14 protein-coding genes are annotated in these 14,435 nt (G+C 72.4%); 4 read left to right on the top strand and 10 right to left on the bottom strand.

Features of this window, described 5'->3' with window-relative positions; translation table 11 throughout:
- The first annotated feature begins 139 nt into the window (after positions 1-139).
- Positions 140-1,438 (top strand): alpha/beta hydrolase, encoded by a 1,299-nt coding sequence (locus ACXNSR_RS36970; protein ID WP_458639706.1) that lies wholly within the window; start codon positions 140-142, stop codon positions 1,436-1,438.
- On the opposite strand, the gene ACXNSR_RS36965 is transcribed toward ACXNSR_RS36970, so the two are convergent.
- The gene (locus tag ACXNSR_RS36965; protein ID WP_458639705.1) at positions 1,416-2,891 is read right to left on the bottom strand and encodes a carboxylesterase/lipase family protein; all 1,476 of its coding nucleotides are present in this window, start codon (positions 2,889-2,891) and stop codon (positions 1,416-1,418) included. The two genes, ACXNSR_RS36970 and ACXNSR_RS36965, sit on opposite strands and share 23 nt — an antisense overlap.
- Before the next feature lie 106 nt (positions 2,892-2,997).
- Here ACXNSR_RS36965 and ACXNSR_RS36960 point away from each other — a divergent pair, with 106 nt between their 5' ends.
- Together ACXNSR_RS36960 and ACXNSR_RS36955 are read left to right on the top strand one after the other, a co-directional pair.
- Positions 2,998-3,321, top strand: coding sequence for a hypothetical protein (locus ACXNSR_RS36960; protein ID WP_458639704.1), 324 nt, complete (start codon positions 2,998-3,000; stop codon positions 3,319-3,321).
- Between the two features lie 97 nt (positions 3,322-3,418).
- Positions 3,419-3,703: a chaplin gene (locus ACXNSR_RS36955; RefSeq protein WP_458639703.1), complete on the top strand. Its 285-nt coding sequence runs from the start codon at positions 3,419-3,421 to the stop codon at positions 3,701-3,703.
- Between the two features lie 87 nt (positions 3,704-3,790).
- Here the strand turns inward: ACXNSR_RS36955 and ACXNSR_RS36950 are convergent, their stop codons facing one another.
- The 6 genes from ACXNSR_RS36950 to ACXNSR_RS36925 all read right to left on the bottom strand — a co-directional run bounded on the left by ACXNSR_RS36950 (position 3,791) and on the right by ACXNSR_RS36925 (position 9,863).
- A complete protein-coding gene (locus tag ACXNSR_RS36950) occupies positions 3,791-4,654 on the bottom strand; it encodes a tyrosinase family protein (RefSeq protein ID WP_458639702.1) in 864 nt (287 codons plus the stop codon).
- Positions 4,655-4,684: 30 nt separating this feature from the next.
- The gene (locus ACXNSR_RS36945; RefSeq protein ID WP_458639701.1) at positions 4,685-5,053 is read right to left on the bottom strand and encodes a tyrosinase family oxidase copper chaperone; all 369 of its coding nucleotides are present in this window, start codon (positions 5,051-5,053) and stop codon (positions 4,685-4,687) included.
- Positions 5,054-5,112: 59 nt separating this feature from the next.
- The gene (locus ACXNSR_RS36940; RefSeq protein ID WP_458639700.1) at positions 5,113-5,652 is read right to left on the bottom strand and encodes a GNAT family N-acetyltransferase; all 540 of its coding nucleotides are present in this window, start codon (positions 5,650-5,652) and stop codon (positions 5,113-5,115) included.
- 286 nt (positions 5,653-5,938) lie between these two features.
- Entirely contained in the window at positions 5,939-7,027 is a 1,089-nt protein-coding gene (locus tag ACXNSR_RS36935; RefSeq protein ID WP_458639699.1) for a sugar ABC transporter substrate-binding protein, read from the bottom strand.
- 971 nt (positions 7,028-7,998) lie between these two features.
- Positions 7,999-9,207 carry an aromatic ring-hydroxylating oxygenase subunit alpha gene (locus ACXNSR_RS36930; protein WP_458639698.1) on the bottom strand — a complete coding sequence of 403 codons (1,209 nt, stop codon included), beginning with the start codon at positions 9,205-9,207 and terminating at the stop codon, positions 7,999-8,001.
- A 5-nt stretch (positions 9,208-9,212) separates the two neighbouring features.
- On the bottom strand, positions 9,213-9,863 hold the full coding sequence (locus ACXNSR_RS36925) for a VC0807 family protein (RefSeq protein WP_458643492.1): 651 nt from the start codon (positions 9,861-9,863) through the stop codon (positions 9,213-9,215).
- A gap of 154 nt (positions 9,864-10,017) precedes the next feature.
- On the opposite strand from ACXNSR_RS36925, the gene ACXNSR_RS36920 reads away from it, so the two are divergent.
- Positions 10,018-11,229: an MFS transporter gene (locus ACXNSR_RS36920; protein ID WP_458643491.1), complete on the top strand. Its 1,212-nt coding sequence runs from the start codon at positions 10,018-10,020 to the stop codon at positions 11,227-11,229.
- On the opposite strand, the gene ACXNSR_RS36915 is transcribed toward ACXNSR_RS36920, so the two are convergent.
- From ACXNSR_RS36915 to ACXNSR_RS36905, 3 genes are read right to left on the bottom strand one after another with little or no spacing between them, the layout of a single operon-like run.
- Positions 11,138-12,253, bottom strand: a complete 1,116-nt coding sequence (locus ACXNSR_RS36915; RefSeq protein WP_458639697.1) for an acyl-CoA dehydrogenase family protein — start codon at positions 12,251-12,253, stop codon at positions 11,138-11,140. The two genes, ACXNSR_RS36920 and ACXNSR_RS36915, sit on opposite strands and share 92 nt — an antisense overlap.
- Positions 12,250-13,443, bottom strand: a complete 1,194-nt coding sequence (locus ACXNSR_RS36910; RefSeq protein ID WP_458639696.1) for an acyl-CoA dehydrogenase family protein — start codon at positions 13,441-13,443, stop codon at positions 12,250-12,252. The genes ACXNSR_RS36915 and ACXNSR_RS36910 overlap by 4 nt, the downstream gene beginning before the upstream one ends.
- Entirely contained in the window at positions 13,440-14,417 is a 978-nt protein-coding gene (locus ACXNSR_RS36905; RefSeq protein WP_458643490.1) for an NADPH:quinone oxidoreductase family protein, read from the bottom strand. Before ACXNSR_RS36905 ends, ACXNSR_RS36910 begins: the two co-directional genes overlap by 4 nt.
- Between the last annotated feature and the right edge of the window lie 18 nt (positions 14,418-14,435).

The following is a 14,435-nucleotide window of genomic DNA, read 5'->3' as shown; positions in this document are numbered from 1 at the left end:
AATGGCCTCCCCCAGGGCACCCCAAGAGTAGGGAAAGTACGGAACCCTGACATGCTTTCGTTCATCCTTCGAACGGAAGGACCCAGCAGTCAGACCACCCCGCCCCTCTGGGGCAGCACCAGCCGGAGAGCCACCGCACATGTCGTACGCACCCGACGGGCAGCAGTACCAGCCGTACCGGCCGGAAGGACAGATACCCCAGCCGCCCCACGGCGACCAGTACGGCCAGCCGTACGGACAGCAGCCGCCGCCCGGCCGCCCCCAGCAGCCTTACGGGCAGCAGGCGCAGTACGGGCAGCAGGCGCAGTACGCACCGCAGGAGCAGTACGGGCAGCAGCCGCAGTACGGGCAGCAGGGCCACCACGAGGAGCCCGAGCCGCCGCGCCGCAGGTCGCGGGGGCGCCGGTGGCTGATCGCGGGCGCCTCCGTGCTCGCGCTCGCCGGTATAGCCGCGCTCGTGCTGAACCACTACGAGATACCCCCGTTCACCGACAAGGGCTCCTCGGTCTCCTTCGGGCAGACGCCCTCGGGGGGCGGCAAGAAGAACGACGCTCCGCCGCCGAACTCCAAGATGCTCATGCCGACCGGCCCGACGGCCGAGTTCAAGAACACGATGACCCTCCCCGACGGCACGCACGTGGCCGTCACCACGCTGGACGGCAAGAAGTCCGGCTTCAAGGGCAAGGTCTGGGTCTGGGCCCCCAAGGAGTACAACGACCCGAAGTTCGCCAAGAGCGGCTTCCCGGTCCTGATCGCCCTCCCGGGCGGCGCCGGATACCCCAGCAACTACTGGATGGGCACCGACCTCGGTCTCCAGACCAGCATCAGCAAGTGGTACGCGGAGGGCAAGAGCAAGCCCTTCATCCTGGCCATGCCGGTGCTCAACCCGGGGCCGGACGACAAGGGCGTCTACTGGGACGGCTCCGACATCCCCGGCCAGCCCAAGATGGGCACCTGGCTGACCGAGGACGTCCCGGACCTGATGAAGGCGAACTTCCGCACCGTCAAGTCCCGTGACGGCTGGGCCTTCATGGGCTCCTCCACCGGTGGGTTCGCGGGTCTGAAGGCCGTGCTGAAGCACCCGGACAAGTTCAAGGCCGTGATCGCCTCCGGCCCGGACATCGTCCCGGACTCCTCCCTGTGGAAGGGCCACGACAAGGAGAAGGCCGAGAACAACCCGGAGCTGCTGGCCAAGCAGCTCATCGACACCAAGGGCCCCGAGGTCTACCTCGCCTTCCAGGTCGGCGACAGCGAGAACAACAAGAAGACCCTGCCCGACGTGCAGAAGTTCGTCGCCACCTACGGCAACAAGGGCCCCATCCACGCCGAGTTGAAGGTCATCAAGGGCGGCCAGCACAACGCCAAGACCTATGTGCCGAACATGGGCGAGGGGCCGGTCCAGTACATCAGCAAGGTCATGGAAGGGCCCGTCGAGTAGTCACCGACGCCCCCGCACCATCGAGCTCCGGCCCGCCGAACACCTTCGGCGGGCCGTCGCCGTTCCAGGCCGCCCAGCCCGGATCACCCGTCACCGCGAACCGCACCCAGGCCGCGTGCATCTCGTCCGCCAGCGCCTGCGGGGTGTCCGGACCGGCCAGCCAGGCGGCCTCCGGCACGTCGAGCGTGTCGAACACGAAGCCCAGCTCCAGGGCGTGGCAGGAGCCCAGACCCGGCAGGCCGGAGAGCCAGCCGAACTCGTACAGGAAGCTCGGCGCCGCCCGCGGCGCCCCGGCGAGCCTGCGCAGCGGGTCGCGCAGCAGCCGGTCGGTGATCAGCTGTCCGGCCAGTTCGGCGGGGCTCGCGGCGGGCAGCGCGGCGCGCAGCGCCCGTACGGCCGCCCGGTCCTTGCCGGAGCGGGCGCGGGCCAGCGCCACGGCGAGCGGGCCGAGCCGGTCCAGCAGCCGCATCCCGCCGGTGGGGGCGAGCCACAGCCGGTACTCGTCACGGGTCCAGCCGAGGATCAGCGGCACCTCACTGGAGGCGGCCGCGGCGCACAGGGTGTCGAGGGGGTCGGCCGGGACCGTGTCCGGGTCGGTGACCAGGCCGAAGGCGGGTCCGCCGAGGAGGGGACCCGACCTGCGCAGGACGGCCGCCTGGGCGGCCATCAGGTCGGGCAGGGCGACGGCGGTGAAGGCCGCGGCGGTGGCCTCCACCTTCAGCAGCGAGGCCATCCGCCGGACCATGGCGCGCACCCGGGGGCGGGGCAGGGCCTCGGGGGCTCCGCTCTGCAGGACGGCCCGGGTGAAGAGCCCGGCCGCGCGCGGGGCGGCCAGGAGGGCGCCGATGCTGATGGCCCCGGCGGATTCACCGAAGACGGTGACCCGGTCGGGGTCCCCGCCGAAGGCCCCGATGTTGTCGCGGACCCATGCGAGGGCGGCGATCTGGTCCAGCAGGCCGCGGTTGGCGGGGGCGCCGGGAAAGAGCCCGTAACCGAGTACGCCGAGGCGGAAGTTGAAGGAGACGAGCACGACCCCGTCGCGGGCGAAGGCGGAGCCGTCGTACACGGGGACGGCCGAGGAGCCGCGGGTGTGGGCGCCGCCGTGGATCCAGACCATGACGGGCAGCCGGGCTCCGGGGGCCGGGTCGCGGGTCCACACGTTCACGGTCAGGCAGTCGTCCCCGGGGATCACCGGGTCGGGGAGCAGGGCCGCGAAGGTGTCGGGGTAGGGCACCTTGGGCGCGGTCGGCCCGTAGGCGGCGGCATCGCGTACACCGTCCCAGGCGGCCGGGGGCGCGGGAGCCGCGAAGCGCAGGGCTCCGACGGGCGGGGCCGCGTACGGGATGCCCAGGAAGACGGCCGTCCCCCCGGGCCCGGTCCGGCCCTCGACGACTCCGGTCGCCGTCCGGGCCCGCGGCCGGCGGCGGCCGTCGGCGGCAGCCTCTGCGCTCATCTCGTCCTCCTGCGATGACGGTGCCGGTCGCACGCCGCACCGTCGCACAGCCGTCCATCGGGTGACAAGGCGTGACCGGGCCCGGGCCCGGTCCGGTTGGACGGGCATGCGATTCCTGCGTATCCACCATGCCGTGCCCGCCCTGCTCCTGGCGGGCACCTCGCTCCTGCCCGGCGCGGCGCACGCGGCCACCGGTCCGGACTTCCAGTACGTCGGCCAGGACGACCGGGTCCACGGCCTCACCGCGCCGCGGGGGTGCGTCGAGGCGGAGGGCGGCGGGGCCCGGGCGGTCTCCAACGGGACCGGGAGCTCGGCGACCCTCTTCGAGGGCCCCCGGTGTTCCGGCCGGGCCCTGCGGGTCCTGCGGCCCGGGGAGGTCGGCCAGGTGCGGCCGTACTTCGCCTCCGTCCGGTTTTCCGTCACCGGGTAGGCGCACAGGCCGTGACCCCTTGGCCTCTCCCGCGTTGTATGCCATGTCAAATGCCACAGGTCCTGTGGCGCCCCACATTTCTCATGAGGAGATCTTGATGTCGCGTATCGCGAAGGCATTGGCCATCACCGCTGTCACCGGCAGCGCCGTGGTCGCCGGTGCGGGTCTGGCTGCCGCCGATGCCGGAGCGCACGGTGCGGCGGTCGGCTCCCCCGGTGTCCTGTCGGGCAACCTGCTCCAGGTCCCGGTGCACGTCCCGGTCAACGTCTGCGGCAACACCGTGAACGTGATCGCCCTGCTGAACCCGGCGTTCGGCAACACCTGCGTCAACGCCTCCGGCGGCGGCAACCACCACACCGAGGGTGGCGACTACGGCCACTGATCGCCTGAACGGCTGATCGACGCGAGGGCCCCCGCCACCAGGCGGGGGCCCTTCCCCGTGCCCGCTGCGCGCGGGGCACGCGCCGCGTCATTCGTAGCGGTACAGGCCCCGGTGGCCGGACATCTCGCGCGGGGTGACGTTCCACGGCGGCATCGGCTCGTCCATCGCGATCACCCGGCCGCGCTGGAGGTCGCCGAGCGCGAGCGGGGCGGCGGGTAGGTAGCCGGAGCCGGGGTGCTGCTGCTGCCAGCGGTCCCAGATCAGGTCGACGAAGGCGTGGTGCAGCCAGAACGCCGGGTCGTTGGGGGCCGTACCGCCGGTCATGTGGCCACCGATCCACTGGTGGACCTTGTTGTGGTTGCGCCATCGCTCGCTCCGGGGGGCCGACCAGCCCTCCAGCTTGTTGCGGAAACCGCCCGCGGTGGCGGTGGAGTCCCAGGGGGAGACGTCGTAGGTCGGGTCGTCGATCGCCCACTGGAGCTCGGCCGCGGTGGGCAGGGTGATCGGATTCTGCGGCCGGCCGAGGTTGCGGGTGAGGAACGCGGACTCGGTGATGCCCACGGTCACCGTCCAGTTGCCCGTGTCGTACGCGAACGGCCCGGTCATCACCTTGCGGTCGCTCGCCCGGCCGGTGCCGCCGAGGAAGTCGTCCGCCCAGAGGGAGGAGACCGGGCTGGTATCGGCGGTCCAGTCCCAGTACGGGACGCTCACGCCCGGGTCGATCTCCTGCAACTGCCGCTCGAACTCCAGCAGATAGCGGCGGTGCCACGGGAAGAAGGACGGGGACATGTGCCCGACGCGCAGCTTGCGGTCGCGGTCGGGGACGAAGTACTTGTCGTGGGTGCGCACGAGGGCGTCGTAGGCGCCACTGCGCTTGAGCGCCAGCACCGCCGTGGTGAAGCGCTTCTTCTGGGCGCTGGTGAGGTTCTTCTGGTTCTGCCGGGTGTGCAACGCGGGGCTCCTCCCGTTCCCGAGGGTCGGTCAGCCGTGGTGCGGGGCCGCGAGGGCGAGCTGGGCCGTGCCCAGTTCGTCGACGGCGGCCCGGGCCAGTTCGAGTGGCGTGGAATAGGACTGGAAGTGATTGATCCCGCTCAGATAGCTGCCGTCGGCCCGGCGCATGACGTGCAGCGGGCGGCCGTCGATGCGGACCCCGGCGACGTCGACGGCGATGTGCCGGCCGCGGTAGGTCTCCTCCTCGGCGAGCGGCGCCGGGGTGAGGGTCTGCCGGGGGCGCCGGGCGCGCAGTACGGGGGCGAGGGCCGCGGCCGTACCGGCGAGCACGGCCGCGGTGAAGGCCGTACGGAGGACCGCGCGGCGGGTCAGTGGTGCGGCGGGCGCTGCTGCGGACATACGGACTCCCTCGCTCGGTGGCCGGCGGCTACGGGTCTAACGCCGCGCGGCGGGCGAGGTCACCCGTGGGCGCCGCGCAGCTGCTTGTAGAACAGGGTCGTGGGGTGGAGCCGGCCCTCCGGGTCGGTGGCGTAGTCGGGGATGGTGCCGGCCTCCGTCCAGCCCGCGGAGCGGTAGACCCGCTCGGCTCCGCTGCCGGTCTCGGTGTCCAGGAACAGCAGCACGACCCCGGCCCGGACGGCGGCCGACTCGGCCTCGGCGAGCAGGGCGCGGGCGGTGCCCCGGCCGCGGGCGGCCGGGTGGACCATGAGTTTGCGCAGCTCGGCACGGTGACGGCCGTTCGCCTTGGTCTCCCGGGACCAGCTGACCGTGCCGTCGATCCGGCCGTCGCCGCCGGTGCGGGAGACCCACAGCGCGAGCGAGCCGTCCTCGACGGCGGGCAGCAGGGAGTCCCACCAGGCGGCGGCGTCCTGCCGGTCGAACCCGGCGAGGAAGCCGAGGGACGATCCGCCGTCGACCACGGCGAGCAGCAGGTCGGCGAGTTCGTCACGGTGGGCGCGGAGTTCCGCGGCGGAGAGCGCGGTGATGGTGGCCGTCATGGGGCGAGGATATGGAGCGGCGCGGAACCCGCCGGAGGCGGGGCGGGTGCGGGCGCCGGGGCCCCGCACCGGGCCGGGCACACGGCCCGTCACGGCCGGTGCCGTCGATGTCCTTCGTGCTGCCGGCGCACTTGCCGACCGGGGTCGCCGTAGCCGTGGGGACGGCGGGCGCCGCCGCCACGGCCGGCATGTCCGCCGGCCGGACCGCGGGATCGGCGGCCCCTCCGGGGAGTCCTTGCGGAGCAAGTTCCGGCGGGCCGGGACGGAGCCCCGACCGCCTGCCGTCCTACTCCAGGCCGATCCCGTCGCACGCGGCCTTGAGGGCCTCGGTGCAGATCTCCTCGACGGTGTAGACGTTGTCGAGGACCAGGGTGCTCTTGATGTTGTCGCGGGTCACGGACACGCCGAGGATGAGGATGGAGGGGACGCGCTTGGTGGTGGGGCTGCTGACCACCTGATTGATGATTCCGTCGATCTTCTCACCCTGGGCGAGGAGGACGGCGAGTTCGGCCGCGGACTCGGCCTCGCGGGAGTAGGGCTTGTAGACGCTCATGAACTGCTCGCCCGCCACTATTCGCTGCACGGCGGGGAGTTCGGTGTCCTGACCGGTGACCGGCGGCAGCGGGGAGACGCCGGCGGCCTTGAGGGCGGAGATGATCCCGCCGGCCATGCCGTCGTTGGCGGAGTAGACGCCGACGATCTTGTCCTTGCCGAGTGCGGAGATCGCCGCCGTCATGTTGGCGCTCGCGTTCTCCCGCTTCCACTCGGCGGTGTCGTACTCCTTGCCGATGTTCACCTTGCCGTCGAGGACGGCGCGGGCGCCGGTCTTGTAGCGGGCGGCGTTGGGGTCGGTGAGGGCGCCGTGCATCATGACTATCTTCCCGTTTCTGGCTCTGTCGCCCAGGGAATCCAGCAGGGTCTTGCCCTGGAGGCGGCCGATGTCCTCGTTGTCGAAGGAGACGTACGCATCGACCGGGCCCTCGGCCAGGCGGTCGTAGGCGACGACCGGGATGCCGGCCGCCTTGGCCTTCGTCACCGCGCCGGCGATCGCCTTGGAGTCCACCGCGTCGACGACCAGGACATCGACCTTGCTCGCGATCATCGCGTCGGCCTGGGCGTTCTGCTTGGCCGCGTCCCCCATCGCGTTGGCGTAGACCACCTTGCCCTTGCCGAGGGTCAGCAGGGCGACCTTCTTTTCCATCAGCGGCTTGTCGAACTTCTCGTACCGCGCGGTCTCGTTCTCGGGGAGCAGCAGGCCTATCGTGACGTTGTTGTTCCCGCTCGCGGTGCCCTCCTCGGTGGTGCCGCAGGCGGCGAGGGTGGCGGTGAGCGCCAGCACGGTCAGAGCAGTGGGGGTGCGCAGATACGGGTTCATGCGGTGGGACCTCCCTGATGGGGCCGTGCTCGAACGGCCGAGGTGGCGCGGAACACCGTGCCCTTTCCGCTGAGCCGGAGGGCATCGTTCCGCGGGAGCGTACACGTCGCGGCCGGAACCGAGCTCCAGCGAGCCTTCCCGTGAGACGGCAGCGGTTTCGCCGCTGACGCACGGCACGATCCGGGGGTGCGCCGGGTGCGAGGTCAACGGCGCCGTCCATGGGTATCACCCACCGTTTTTGGCAGGGTGAACTCCCTCAGAGGCCGTCGGCCCGGGTGCCGCCGTGCCGTCCCAGGCGGCGGTGAGCCGTGCTGCCAGGGCCAAGTGCGACCCGGGCGTGCGCCAGTGAGTATCACGCCAGAGCACCGGGCCTGGGCGGCACCGGGCATTCGCGTGACGGCGGCGCGAGTCTGCCGGGCCGTGCCGCCTTGGTCGGCCGTCTCCTCCGGATCGAGGTCTCCCCGCTGTGCCGAGCGGGCGAGGACATCGCCCAAGATGCAGGGCCGCCCGGAACGGCGGTCCGTTCGGGCTGTCGGCGTCAGCCGACTTCGGTGCGCCCGTGGGTCTCAACAGGCAGGGCGCCCCGCACGCGCCCCGAAGGGGTCCGGCTCGCCCGGCCCCGACAGGGGCTCACCGCCGCCGATGCGGTCGTGGCCGGGGCTCCGTCCCACGCGGGGGCCGCCGTGGCGCGGGCGGCGCGGATCGTGTTCTGAACCGCCAGGACATGGCGGCGGGCGAAGGTACTACGGACTTCGCAGACGACCGCGGCGACATCGACAGCGGCGAGCGCGGTATCCACCAGCGGGCTCACCCAGGCCCGGCTTGGCCGCGTACGACGCGCAGAGCGGACAGCGCCGCCCCCGCCTCGTGCACCCCTGATGCGTCAGCGCACAGGATCCGCGCCGGACGGCCCAGGTTGCGCACCCCGCTTCCCGTATGCGGCCGACGCGGGCGGCGATGCCTGGCAGCGGTCACAGCAGTCGCTCCGCGAGGTAGCGCTGGAACTGCCACAACGGGCGTTCCAGATGGGAGAACCGGCCGTTGGACGGGGTCGGGTGGGAGGCCAGGCCACGCTGAACTCCGCGGACGGCCACCAGATCTTCTTCCTGGATCCGGGCGATCTGGGCGCGTATGCCGACCAGTTGCTCTGCGAAACCGGGTGTGTCCGGCACTCCGGGCGGAACCATGGCCGTTATCCGAGTGTCGTGGGTGGCGGGACCGGTGGGCAGCCAGCGGATGCTGATCGCGCTGTCAGGCAGTACCGCCAGGACGAACTGCGGGAAGATTCCGGCGATGAGCATCCCCGGCCGCGATCCCCGGCCGGATCTTGAATGCCTTCCCAGACCCGTGCCGCCCCGCTCGGCGTCCGACAGTGGGGTGAACATCGTGAACCAGCGACCGTCGCACTCGTCGACTTCCGTGTAGCGGCCCGGGAGCACCGGATCCAGGCTCTGCGCATGCGTACCCATGTGGTGGTAGTTCTCGGAGCCGTTCTCCACCGCCACCTTCCAGTTGGCGGGTACGCCCTCCCAGGTCTGGGTGTGGACACTCACCCAGTTCGCGATGCCATGGCTGGTCAGCCGCAGGTCCAGCCCGTGCAATTCGGGAGCCGCCGGCCCCGCACCGGGGTCGAGGTTGAGCATGACAAAGCCGTTCCAGACCTCGACGCGGTGCGCCGGGAGCCGGCAGCCGGCCCGGTCGAAGTCGACCCGCTGCATCAGTGGAGCACCGGCGAGCTGCCCCGCGTACTGGCCGTTCAGCCGATAGGTCCAGGTGTGGTAGGGGCAGGTCAGCCGTTCCAGGCAGCCGTGCTCGGGCGCGGTCTCCGGCGGCAGGAGGTCCATGAACCGGTGGCGGCACACCCGGGACAGGGCATGCAGCTCGCCCTCCTCGTCCCTGGTGATCACCAGTGGCGTGCCGAGGATGTCCAACCGCAGGTAACTTCCAGGCTGTGGAATCTCCTCGGCCCGCGCCACGCACAGCCACTCCCGCCGGAAGATCCGTTCGACTTCCCATTCGTACAGCTCGGGGGAGGTGTAGGCCTGGGGTGGCAGCGTTTGGCCGCGTTCGAGCGGGAGTCCGGCCAGACGCCGCAGCTCCGCGAGCGTCGCGCGCAGTCTCTCGGGGGCGGGGGATGAGGGGGCTGTGGGTTCTTTGGCCTCAGTCCGGTGGAGAGTCATGGTGATCAGCCTTCCCTTCTGGTGATCAGGGGTGACGAACCGAAGAGGGACAGTGCGTGCCGCCGCCCGTAGCGGCGGCTGTAGGAGACGGTGACGAGGACGACGACGCACAGCAGCGCCAGTCCCTTCGCGCGGTTGAGTGCCGGAACCGACTCCACCGGAAGCAGCAGGGCGACGAGCACTCCTGCACCACAGTCCAGCAGTTGGGCGCAGCCCCACAGGACCGTCAGCCGGGTCAGTCCGCTGCGCAACGCCGGCGAGACGCTCCAGGCCGCTTCCCGGGTGCGCGCGGCGGCGGGCCCGTGCCAGGACTGGCCGGCCTGGAAGGCGAAGGGCTTCGCCACGAGGAGCGAGCCCAGGATCCAGAGCCCGGCGGCCGCCGAGAGTCCGGCGTCCTTGACGAGGATGACCCGGGGACTGCCGACGAGCAGCGACGTCACGACGCGCACCGCCAGCATGCCGATCATGAACGCCTCAAAGCTGTCCACGCGACGCCGTGCGGCGGCCACGATGGCCATGCGGACCGCCGGGACCGCCCCGCTGGCGGTCAGTGCCAGCCATTGTCCGATCCCCTGCGACCGCAGGGCATAGAACACGGCCAGTGGAAGAGCCACGGCGAACAGGATCGGAGTGGCCACTGTCCGCCACGCCGGCATGTCCTGTGTTCCGGTCCCACCGTTCAGTGATGCCATACGAAAAACCGTAGAGACCTGCAGGGATCACCGAATCGACGCGAGGGACGACATGTGAGGTACATCCTTTGATGTACCTATTTAGCCAAGTTGCCGATGCGGGGCGGTTGCCCTCAATATCCCGAGCTCAGGGGCGCCCCTGACACCGACCGGCAGGCAGCCCAGCGACCTCCGGCAGCCTGCCGGCCGAGGTCCCGCCGAAGCAAGACCGGGCCGAGGCGGCGGGGCTTCACGTCAAGCACGCCCGGCCGCCCTTCCCCGCGTCTATCTCGTCTGGCTCATCGGCACCCGTGCCTCGCTCCTCGGCGATGCCGTCCTGTACTTCGCGCTCGGCTGGGCAGCCAGTGCCCATAGTGGCGGGACGGGCGCCCTGGTCCTGACCGCCATCACCCTTCCGCGCACCCTGCTGCTGTTGCCGGGTGGTGCGGTCGGTGACCGGTTCGGCGCTCGCCGGGTGATGATCGCCGGGGACGCCGTGATGCTCACGGCCACGCTCGTACTGGCCCTGATGGGCCTGCGCCTGGGCGCGTCACCCTGGCTCCTCGTCGCGGTCGCCGTCGTCATCGGCACGGTCGACGCGTTCTACCTGCCGGCCACCGGGTCCATGCCCCGCCGCCTGGTGGGCAAGGAGCAACTCCCGCGGGCGTTGGCCATGCAGCAGGCCGGCAGCCAGATGGCCTCGCTGCTCGGGGCTCCGGTGGGCGCCCTGCTCGTCGCGTCCGCGGGGCTGACCGGCGCGGCGGTCGCCGATGCGGTCACCTTCGCGATCGTCCTCGTGGTGCTCGTCTGCGTCCGGCCGGCCCTCGACGTCGAACGGTCCCCTCACGGGGAGGGCCTCCTGGCAGGGGCGGCCGACGGGGTGCGGACCGCCGCGGGGGATCCGGTCCTGCGGCCCGCGCTGCTGCTGACGGCCGCTGCCGCGGGCCTGCTCCTGCCCGTGGTGTCCCTGCTGAACCCCGGCGGGCAACGCCACATCACCCTCGCGTCATCGCCGCCCACGCGCCAGGGAACTTGGCGCCGGGACAGCAGAGACGGATCCACCCCGCTCATCCCCTCTCCTCCCCGAAATCCGACGCCTGATCACGCGCCTCACCCGGCCACGGGCGAACAGTGGCCACATCCTGCACCGGTCGTACTGGCGCCGCCGCGGACAACGCCGATCCCCACCGGCCCCTGGGGACGACGCGGCCGCACACCGCCGAAAGCTGCCGACCTGTCAGGCGAAGACCACGGCCGTACTACGGCGCGGGGAGTTCCGCAAAGTCCGCGACCAGGCCGCGGTGGTGGCCCGCCGTGCCGAGGGCGAGGGAATCGGCCTTGGCCCGCTTGAGGTAGAGGTGGGCCGGATGTTCCCAGGTCATGCCGATCCCGCCGTGCAGCTGTACGCACTCCTCGGCGGCGCGGACGGCCACGCCCGAGCAGTAGGCCTGGGCCACGGCGACCGTCAGCGGGGCGTCGGGGGCCTCGGTTGCCAGCGCGTCGGCCGCGGCCCGCGCCGCCGCGCGCGCGGAGGCCACGTCGAGCCAGAGCCGGGCGAGGCGGTGCTTGAGGGCCTGGAAGGAACCCACGGGGCGGTTGAACTGGTGGCGGCCCCGGACGTGGCCGACCGTCTCCTTCAGACACCACTCGGCGAGCCCGAGCTGCTCGGAGGCGAGCAGTCCGGCCCCGGAGAGCAGCGCTCCGGCGACGGCCGCCCGGGCCGTTCCGGCGTCGGCGAGCCGGGTGCCGGCCGCGGCCTCCAGGGTGACGGTGGCGAGCGGGCGGGTCAGGTCCAGCGGGACCCGGGGGGCCAGCCCCGCGGTGGCGGCCGGGACGGCGTACAGCCCGGTGTCGGCCAGGACCAGCAGGACGTCGGCGGCCACCGCGTCCGCCACGGAGGTGACCGCGCCGGTCAGGGTCCCGTCGCCGAGGTCGTGGACGGAGGCCGGGAGGGGCGCGCCCGGAGCCAGGGTCAGCGGCACGGCCGGGACGCACACGGTGCGACCCGAGGCCAGCTCCCGCAGCAGCGCCGCGGATTCCGCGGTGTCGCAGCCGAGCAGGATCTCCGTGGCGAGCACGGCGCTCGTCAGGTACGGGACGGGCGCCACCGCCCGGCCGAGCTCCTCGAGGACCACGGCCGCCTCGCGGTGGCTCGCGCCCTGCCCGCCGAGCTTCTCGGGGACGAGGAGACCGGCCGCGCCGATCCCGACGGCGAGGGTGTGCCAGAGCGCGGGGTCGTGCGGCCGGTCCGTACCGGCCCGGTCGAGGACGCTCCTCGCGTCGCAGCGGTCGGCCAGGAGCGCGCGCACGGCGGAGCGGAGCTCCTCCTCGGCCTGGGAGTAGAGCAGGTCGCTCGGTGCCGCCGGGGTGGTCATCGGCTCAGGTCCTTCCAGGCGAGGTCCTTGTCGTCGCGCGGCTCGGGGGGCAGGCCGAGGACGCGTTCGGCGACGATGTTGAGGAGGATTTCGCTGGTGCCGCCCTCGATGCTGTTGCCCTTGGCGCGCAGGTAGCGGTAGCCGGCCTCGCGGCCGGTGAAGTCGACGCCGTCGGGCCGGCGCATGGTCCAGTCGTCGTACAGGAGGCCCTCCTCCGCGAGGAGTTCGACCTCCAGTCCGCTGATCTCCTGGTTGAGCCGGGCGAAGGTGAGCTTCATGCCCGACCCCTCGGGACCGGGCTGTCCGACGGCGAGCTGCTGGCGCAGCCGTTCCCCGGTGAGGCGGGCGACCTCGGCCTCGACCCAGAGCTCCAGGAGCCGCTGGTGGAGGGCGTGGGTGCGCAGCTCGGGGCGGTCGCGCCAGGCGGCGGCGACGGGGGCGATCATGCCGCCCTCGCGCGGGATGCGCATGCCGCCGATGGAGACCCGCTCGTTCATCAGGGTGGTGCGGGCGACCGCCCAGCCCTCGCCGACGGCGCCGAGGCGGTGCGCGTCGGGAATGCGGACGCCGGTGAGGAAGACCTCGTTGAACTCGGCCTCGCCGGTGATCTGGCGCAGCGGCCGGACCTCGACGCCCGGGCCGTGCATGTCGCAGAGGAAGTAGGTGATGCCCTGGTGCTTGGGGAGCCCGGGGTCGGTGCGGGCGATCAGGATGGCCCAGCGGGCGGTGTGGGCGCTGGAGGTCCACACCTTCTGGCCGTCGACGATCCAGTCGCCGGAGCCGCTCTCGCGGACCGCGCGGGTGCCGAGCGCGGCGAGGTCGGATCCTGCACCGGGCTCGCTGAAGAGCTGGCACCATACTTCCTCGCCGGTCCACAGGGGCCGCAGGAAGCGCCGCTTCTGCTCGTCGGTGCCGTACGCGAGGATCGTGGGGGCGGCCATGCCGAGGCCGATGCCGATGCGGCGCGGGTCGTTGTCGGGTGCGCCGGCGGCCGCCAGTTCGGCGTCGACGGCGGCCTGGAGGGAGCGGGGCGCGCCGAGTCCGCCGAGGCCCTCGGGGTAGTGGACCCAGGCGAGGCCGGCGTCGAAGCGGGCCCGCAGGAAGTCGGCGCGGTCGGTGTCGGCGGGCGGGTGCGCGGCGAGCAGGCCCCGGACGCGTGCGAGCAGGTGCTCGGCGGTGATCGCGGTCATCGGGACACACCCGGCTGCCGGGGCATGGCCAGGACGACGCGGCCGGTGGTGGTCCCGTCGGCGAGCCGCTGCACGGCGTCGGCCACGGCGGGGAGTGCGACGAGTTCGCTGACGAGGGGCTTGATGGCGCCTTCGTCGGCGAGGCGGGTGAGTTCGGTGTGGCAGGCCAGGATCGCGGCCGGGTCCTTCGCGGCGTACAGGCCCCAGTGAAGGCCGAGGATCGCGTAGTTCTTGACGAGGGCGTGGTTGAGGGCGGGGGCGGGGATGTCTCCGCTCGCGAAGCCGACGACGACGATGCGGCCCTCGAAGGCCACGCACTTGGCGGAGGCGGTGTACGAGGCGCCGCCCACGGGGTCGTAGATCACGTCGGCGCCGCGCCCGCCGGTGAACTCCTTGACCCGGGAGACGACGTCCTCGGCCGTACGGTCGATCACCAGGTCGCAGCCGAGTTCCTCGGCGGTGCGCGCCTTGGCCTTGCCTCCGACGACCCCGATGACGGTGGCCCCGGCGGCCTTGCCGAGCTGGACGGCGGCGCTGCCGACCCCGCCGGCGGCGGCGTGCACGAGGAGGGTCTCGCCCGGCTGGAGGCGCGCCCGGCGGTGCAGGCCGAACCAGCCGGTCTGGTAGCCGATGTGCAGGGCCGCGGCCTGGGCGTCGTTCAGGCTCTCGGGGGCCGGGAGCAGGGCCCGCTCGGAGGCGATGACGTACTCGGCGAAGCCGCCGTGGGGCAGGCTCGGGGTGGCGATGACGCGGCGCCCGTCGTCGGTGAGGCCGCAGATCTCGACGCCGGGGGTGAAGGGCAGCGGCGGGCGGATCTGGTACTGGCCGCGGACGAGCAGCGCGTCGGGGAAGTTGAGGTTCGCCGCGAGCACCTGCAGCCGCACCTCGCCCTCTCCCGGCACCGGTTCGGGAATCTCTTCGAGACGAAGTGCCTCTCGGGGTTCGCCGGGGGTATGTACTCGCCATGCCTGCATCCGGGGCCTCCAGCCGCC

Source organism: Streptomyces sp. NC-S4, from assembly GCF_054353315.1.
This window is presented reverse-complemented; position numbering and strand designations above follow the sequence as displayed.

Bases quoted from the DNA above. Each gene is read 5' to 3' on its own strand.
- ACXNSR_RS36970 (WP_458639706.1), top strand. From the start codon at position 140: ATGTCGTACGCACCCGACGGGCAGCAGTACCAGCCGTACCGGCCGGAA.
- ACXNSR_RS36965 (WP_458639705.1), bottom strand. From the start codon at position 2,891: ATGAGCGCAGAGGCTGCCGCCGACGGCCGCCGCCGGCCGCGGGCCCGG.
- ACXNSR_RS36960 (WP_458639704.1), top strand. From the start codon at position 2,998: ATGCGATTCCTGCGTATCCACCATGCCGTGCCCGCCCTGCTCCTGGCG.
- ACXNSR_RS36955 (WP_458639703.1), top strand. From the start codon at position 3,419: ATGTCGCGTATCGCGAAGGCATTGGCCATCACCGCTGTCACCGGCAGC.
- ACXNSR_RS36945 (WP_458639701.1), bottom strand. From the start codon at position 5,053: ATGTCCGCAGCAGCGCCCGCCGCACCACTGACCCGCCGCGCGGTCCTC.
- ACXNSR_RS36940 (WP_458639700.1), bottom strand. From the start codon at position 5,652: ATGACGGCCACCATCACCGCGCTCTCCGCCGCGGAACTCCGCGCCCAC.
- ACXNSR_RS36935 (WP_458639699.1), bottom strand. From the start codon at position 7,027: ATGAACCCGTATCTGCGCACCCCCACTGCTCTGACCGTGCTGGCGCTC.
- ACXNSR_RS36930 (WP_458639698.1), bottom strand. From the start codon at position 9,207: ATGACTCTCCACCGGACTGAGGCCAAAGAACCCACAGCCCCCTCATCC.
- ACXNSR_RS36925 (WP_458643492.1), bottom strand. From the start codon at position 9,863: ATGCCGGCGTGGCGGACAGTGGCCACTCCGATCCTGTTCGCCGTGGCT.
- ACXNSR_RS36915 (WP_458639697.1), bottom strand. From the start codon at position 12,253: ATGACCACCCCGGCGGCACCGAGCGACCTGCTCTACTCCCAGGCCGAG.
- ACXNSR_RS36910 (WP_458639696.1), bottom strand. From the start codon at position 13,443: ATGACCGCGATCACCGCCGAGCACCTGCTCGCACGCGTCCGGGGCCTG.
- ACXNSR_RS36905 (WP_458643490.1), bottom strand. From the start codon at position 14,417: ATGCAGGCATGGCGAGTACATACCCCCGGCGAACCCCGAGAGGCACTT.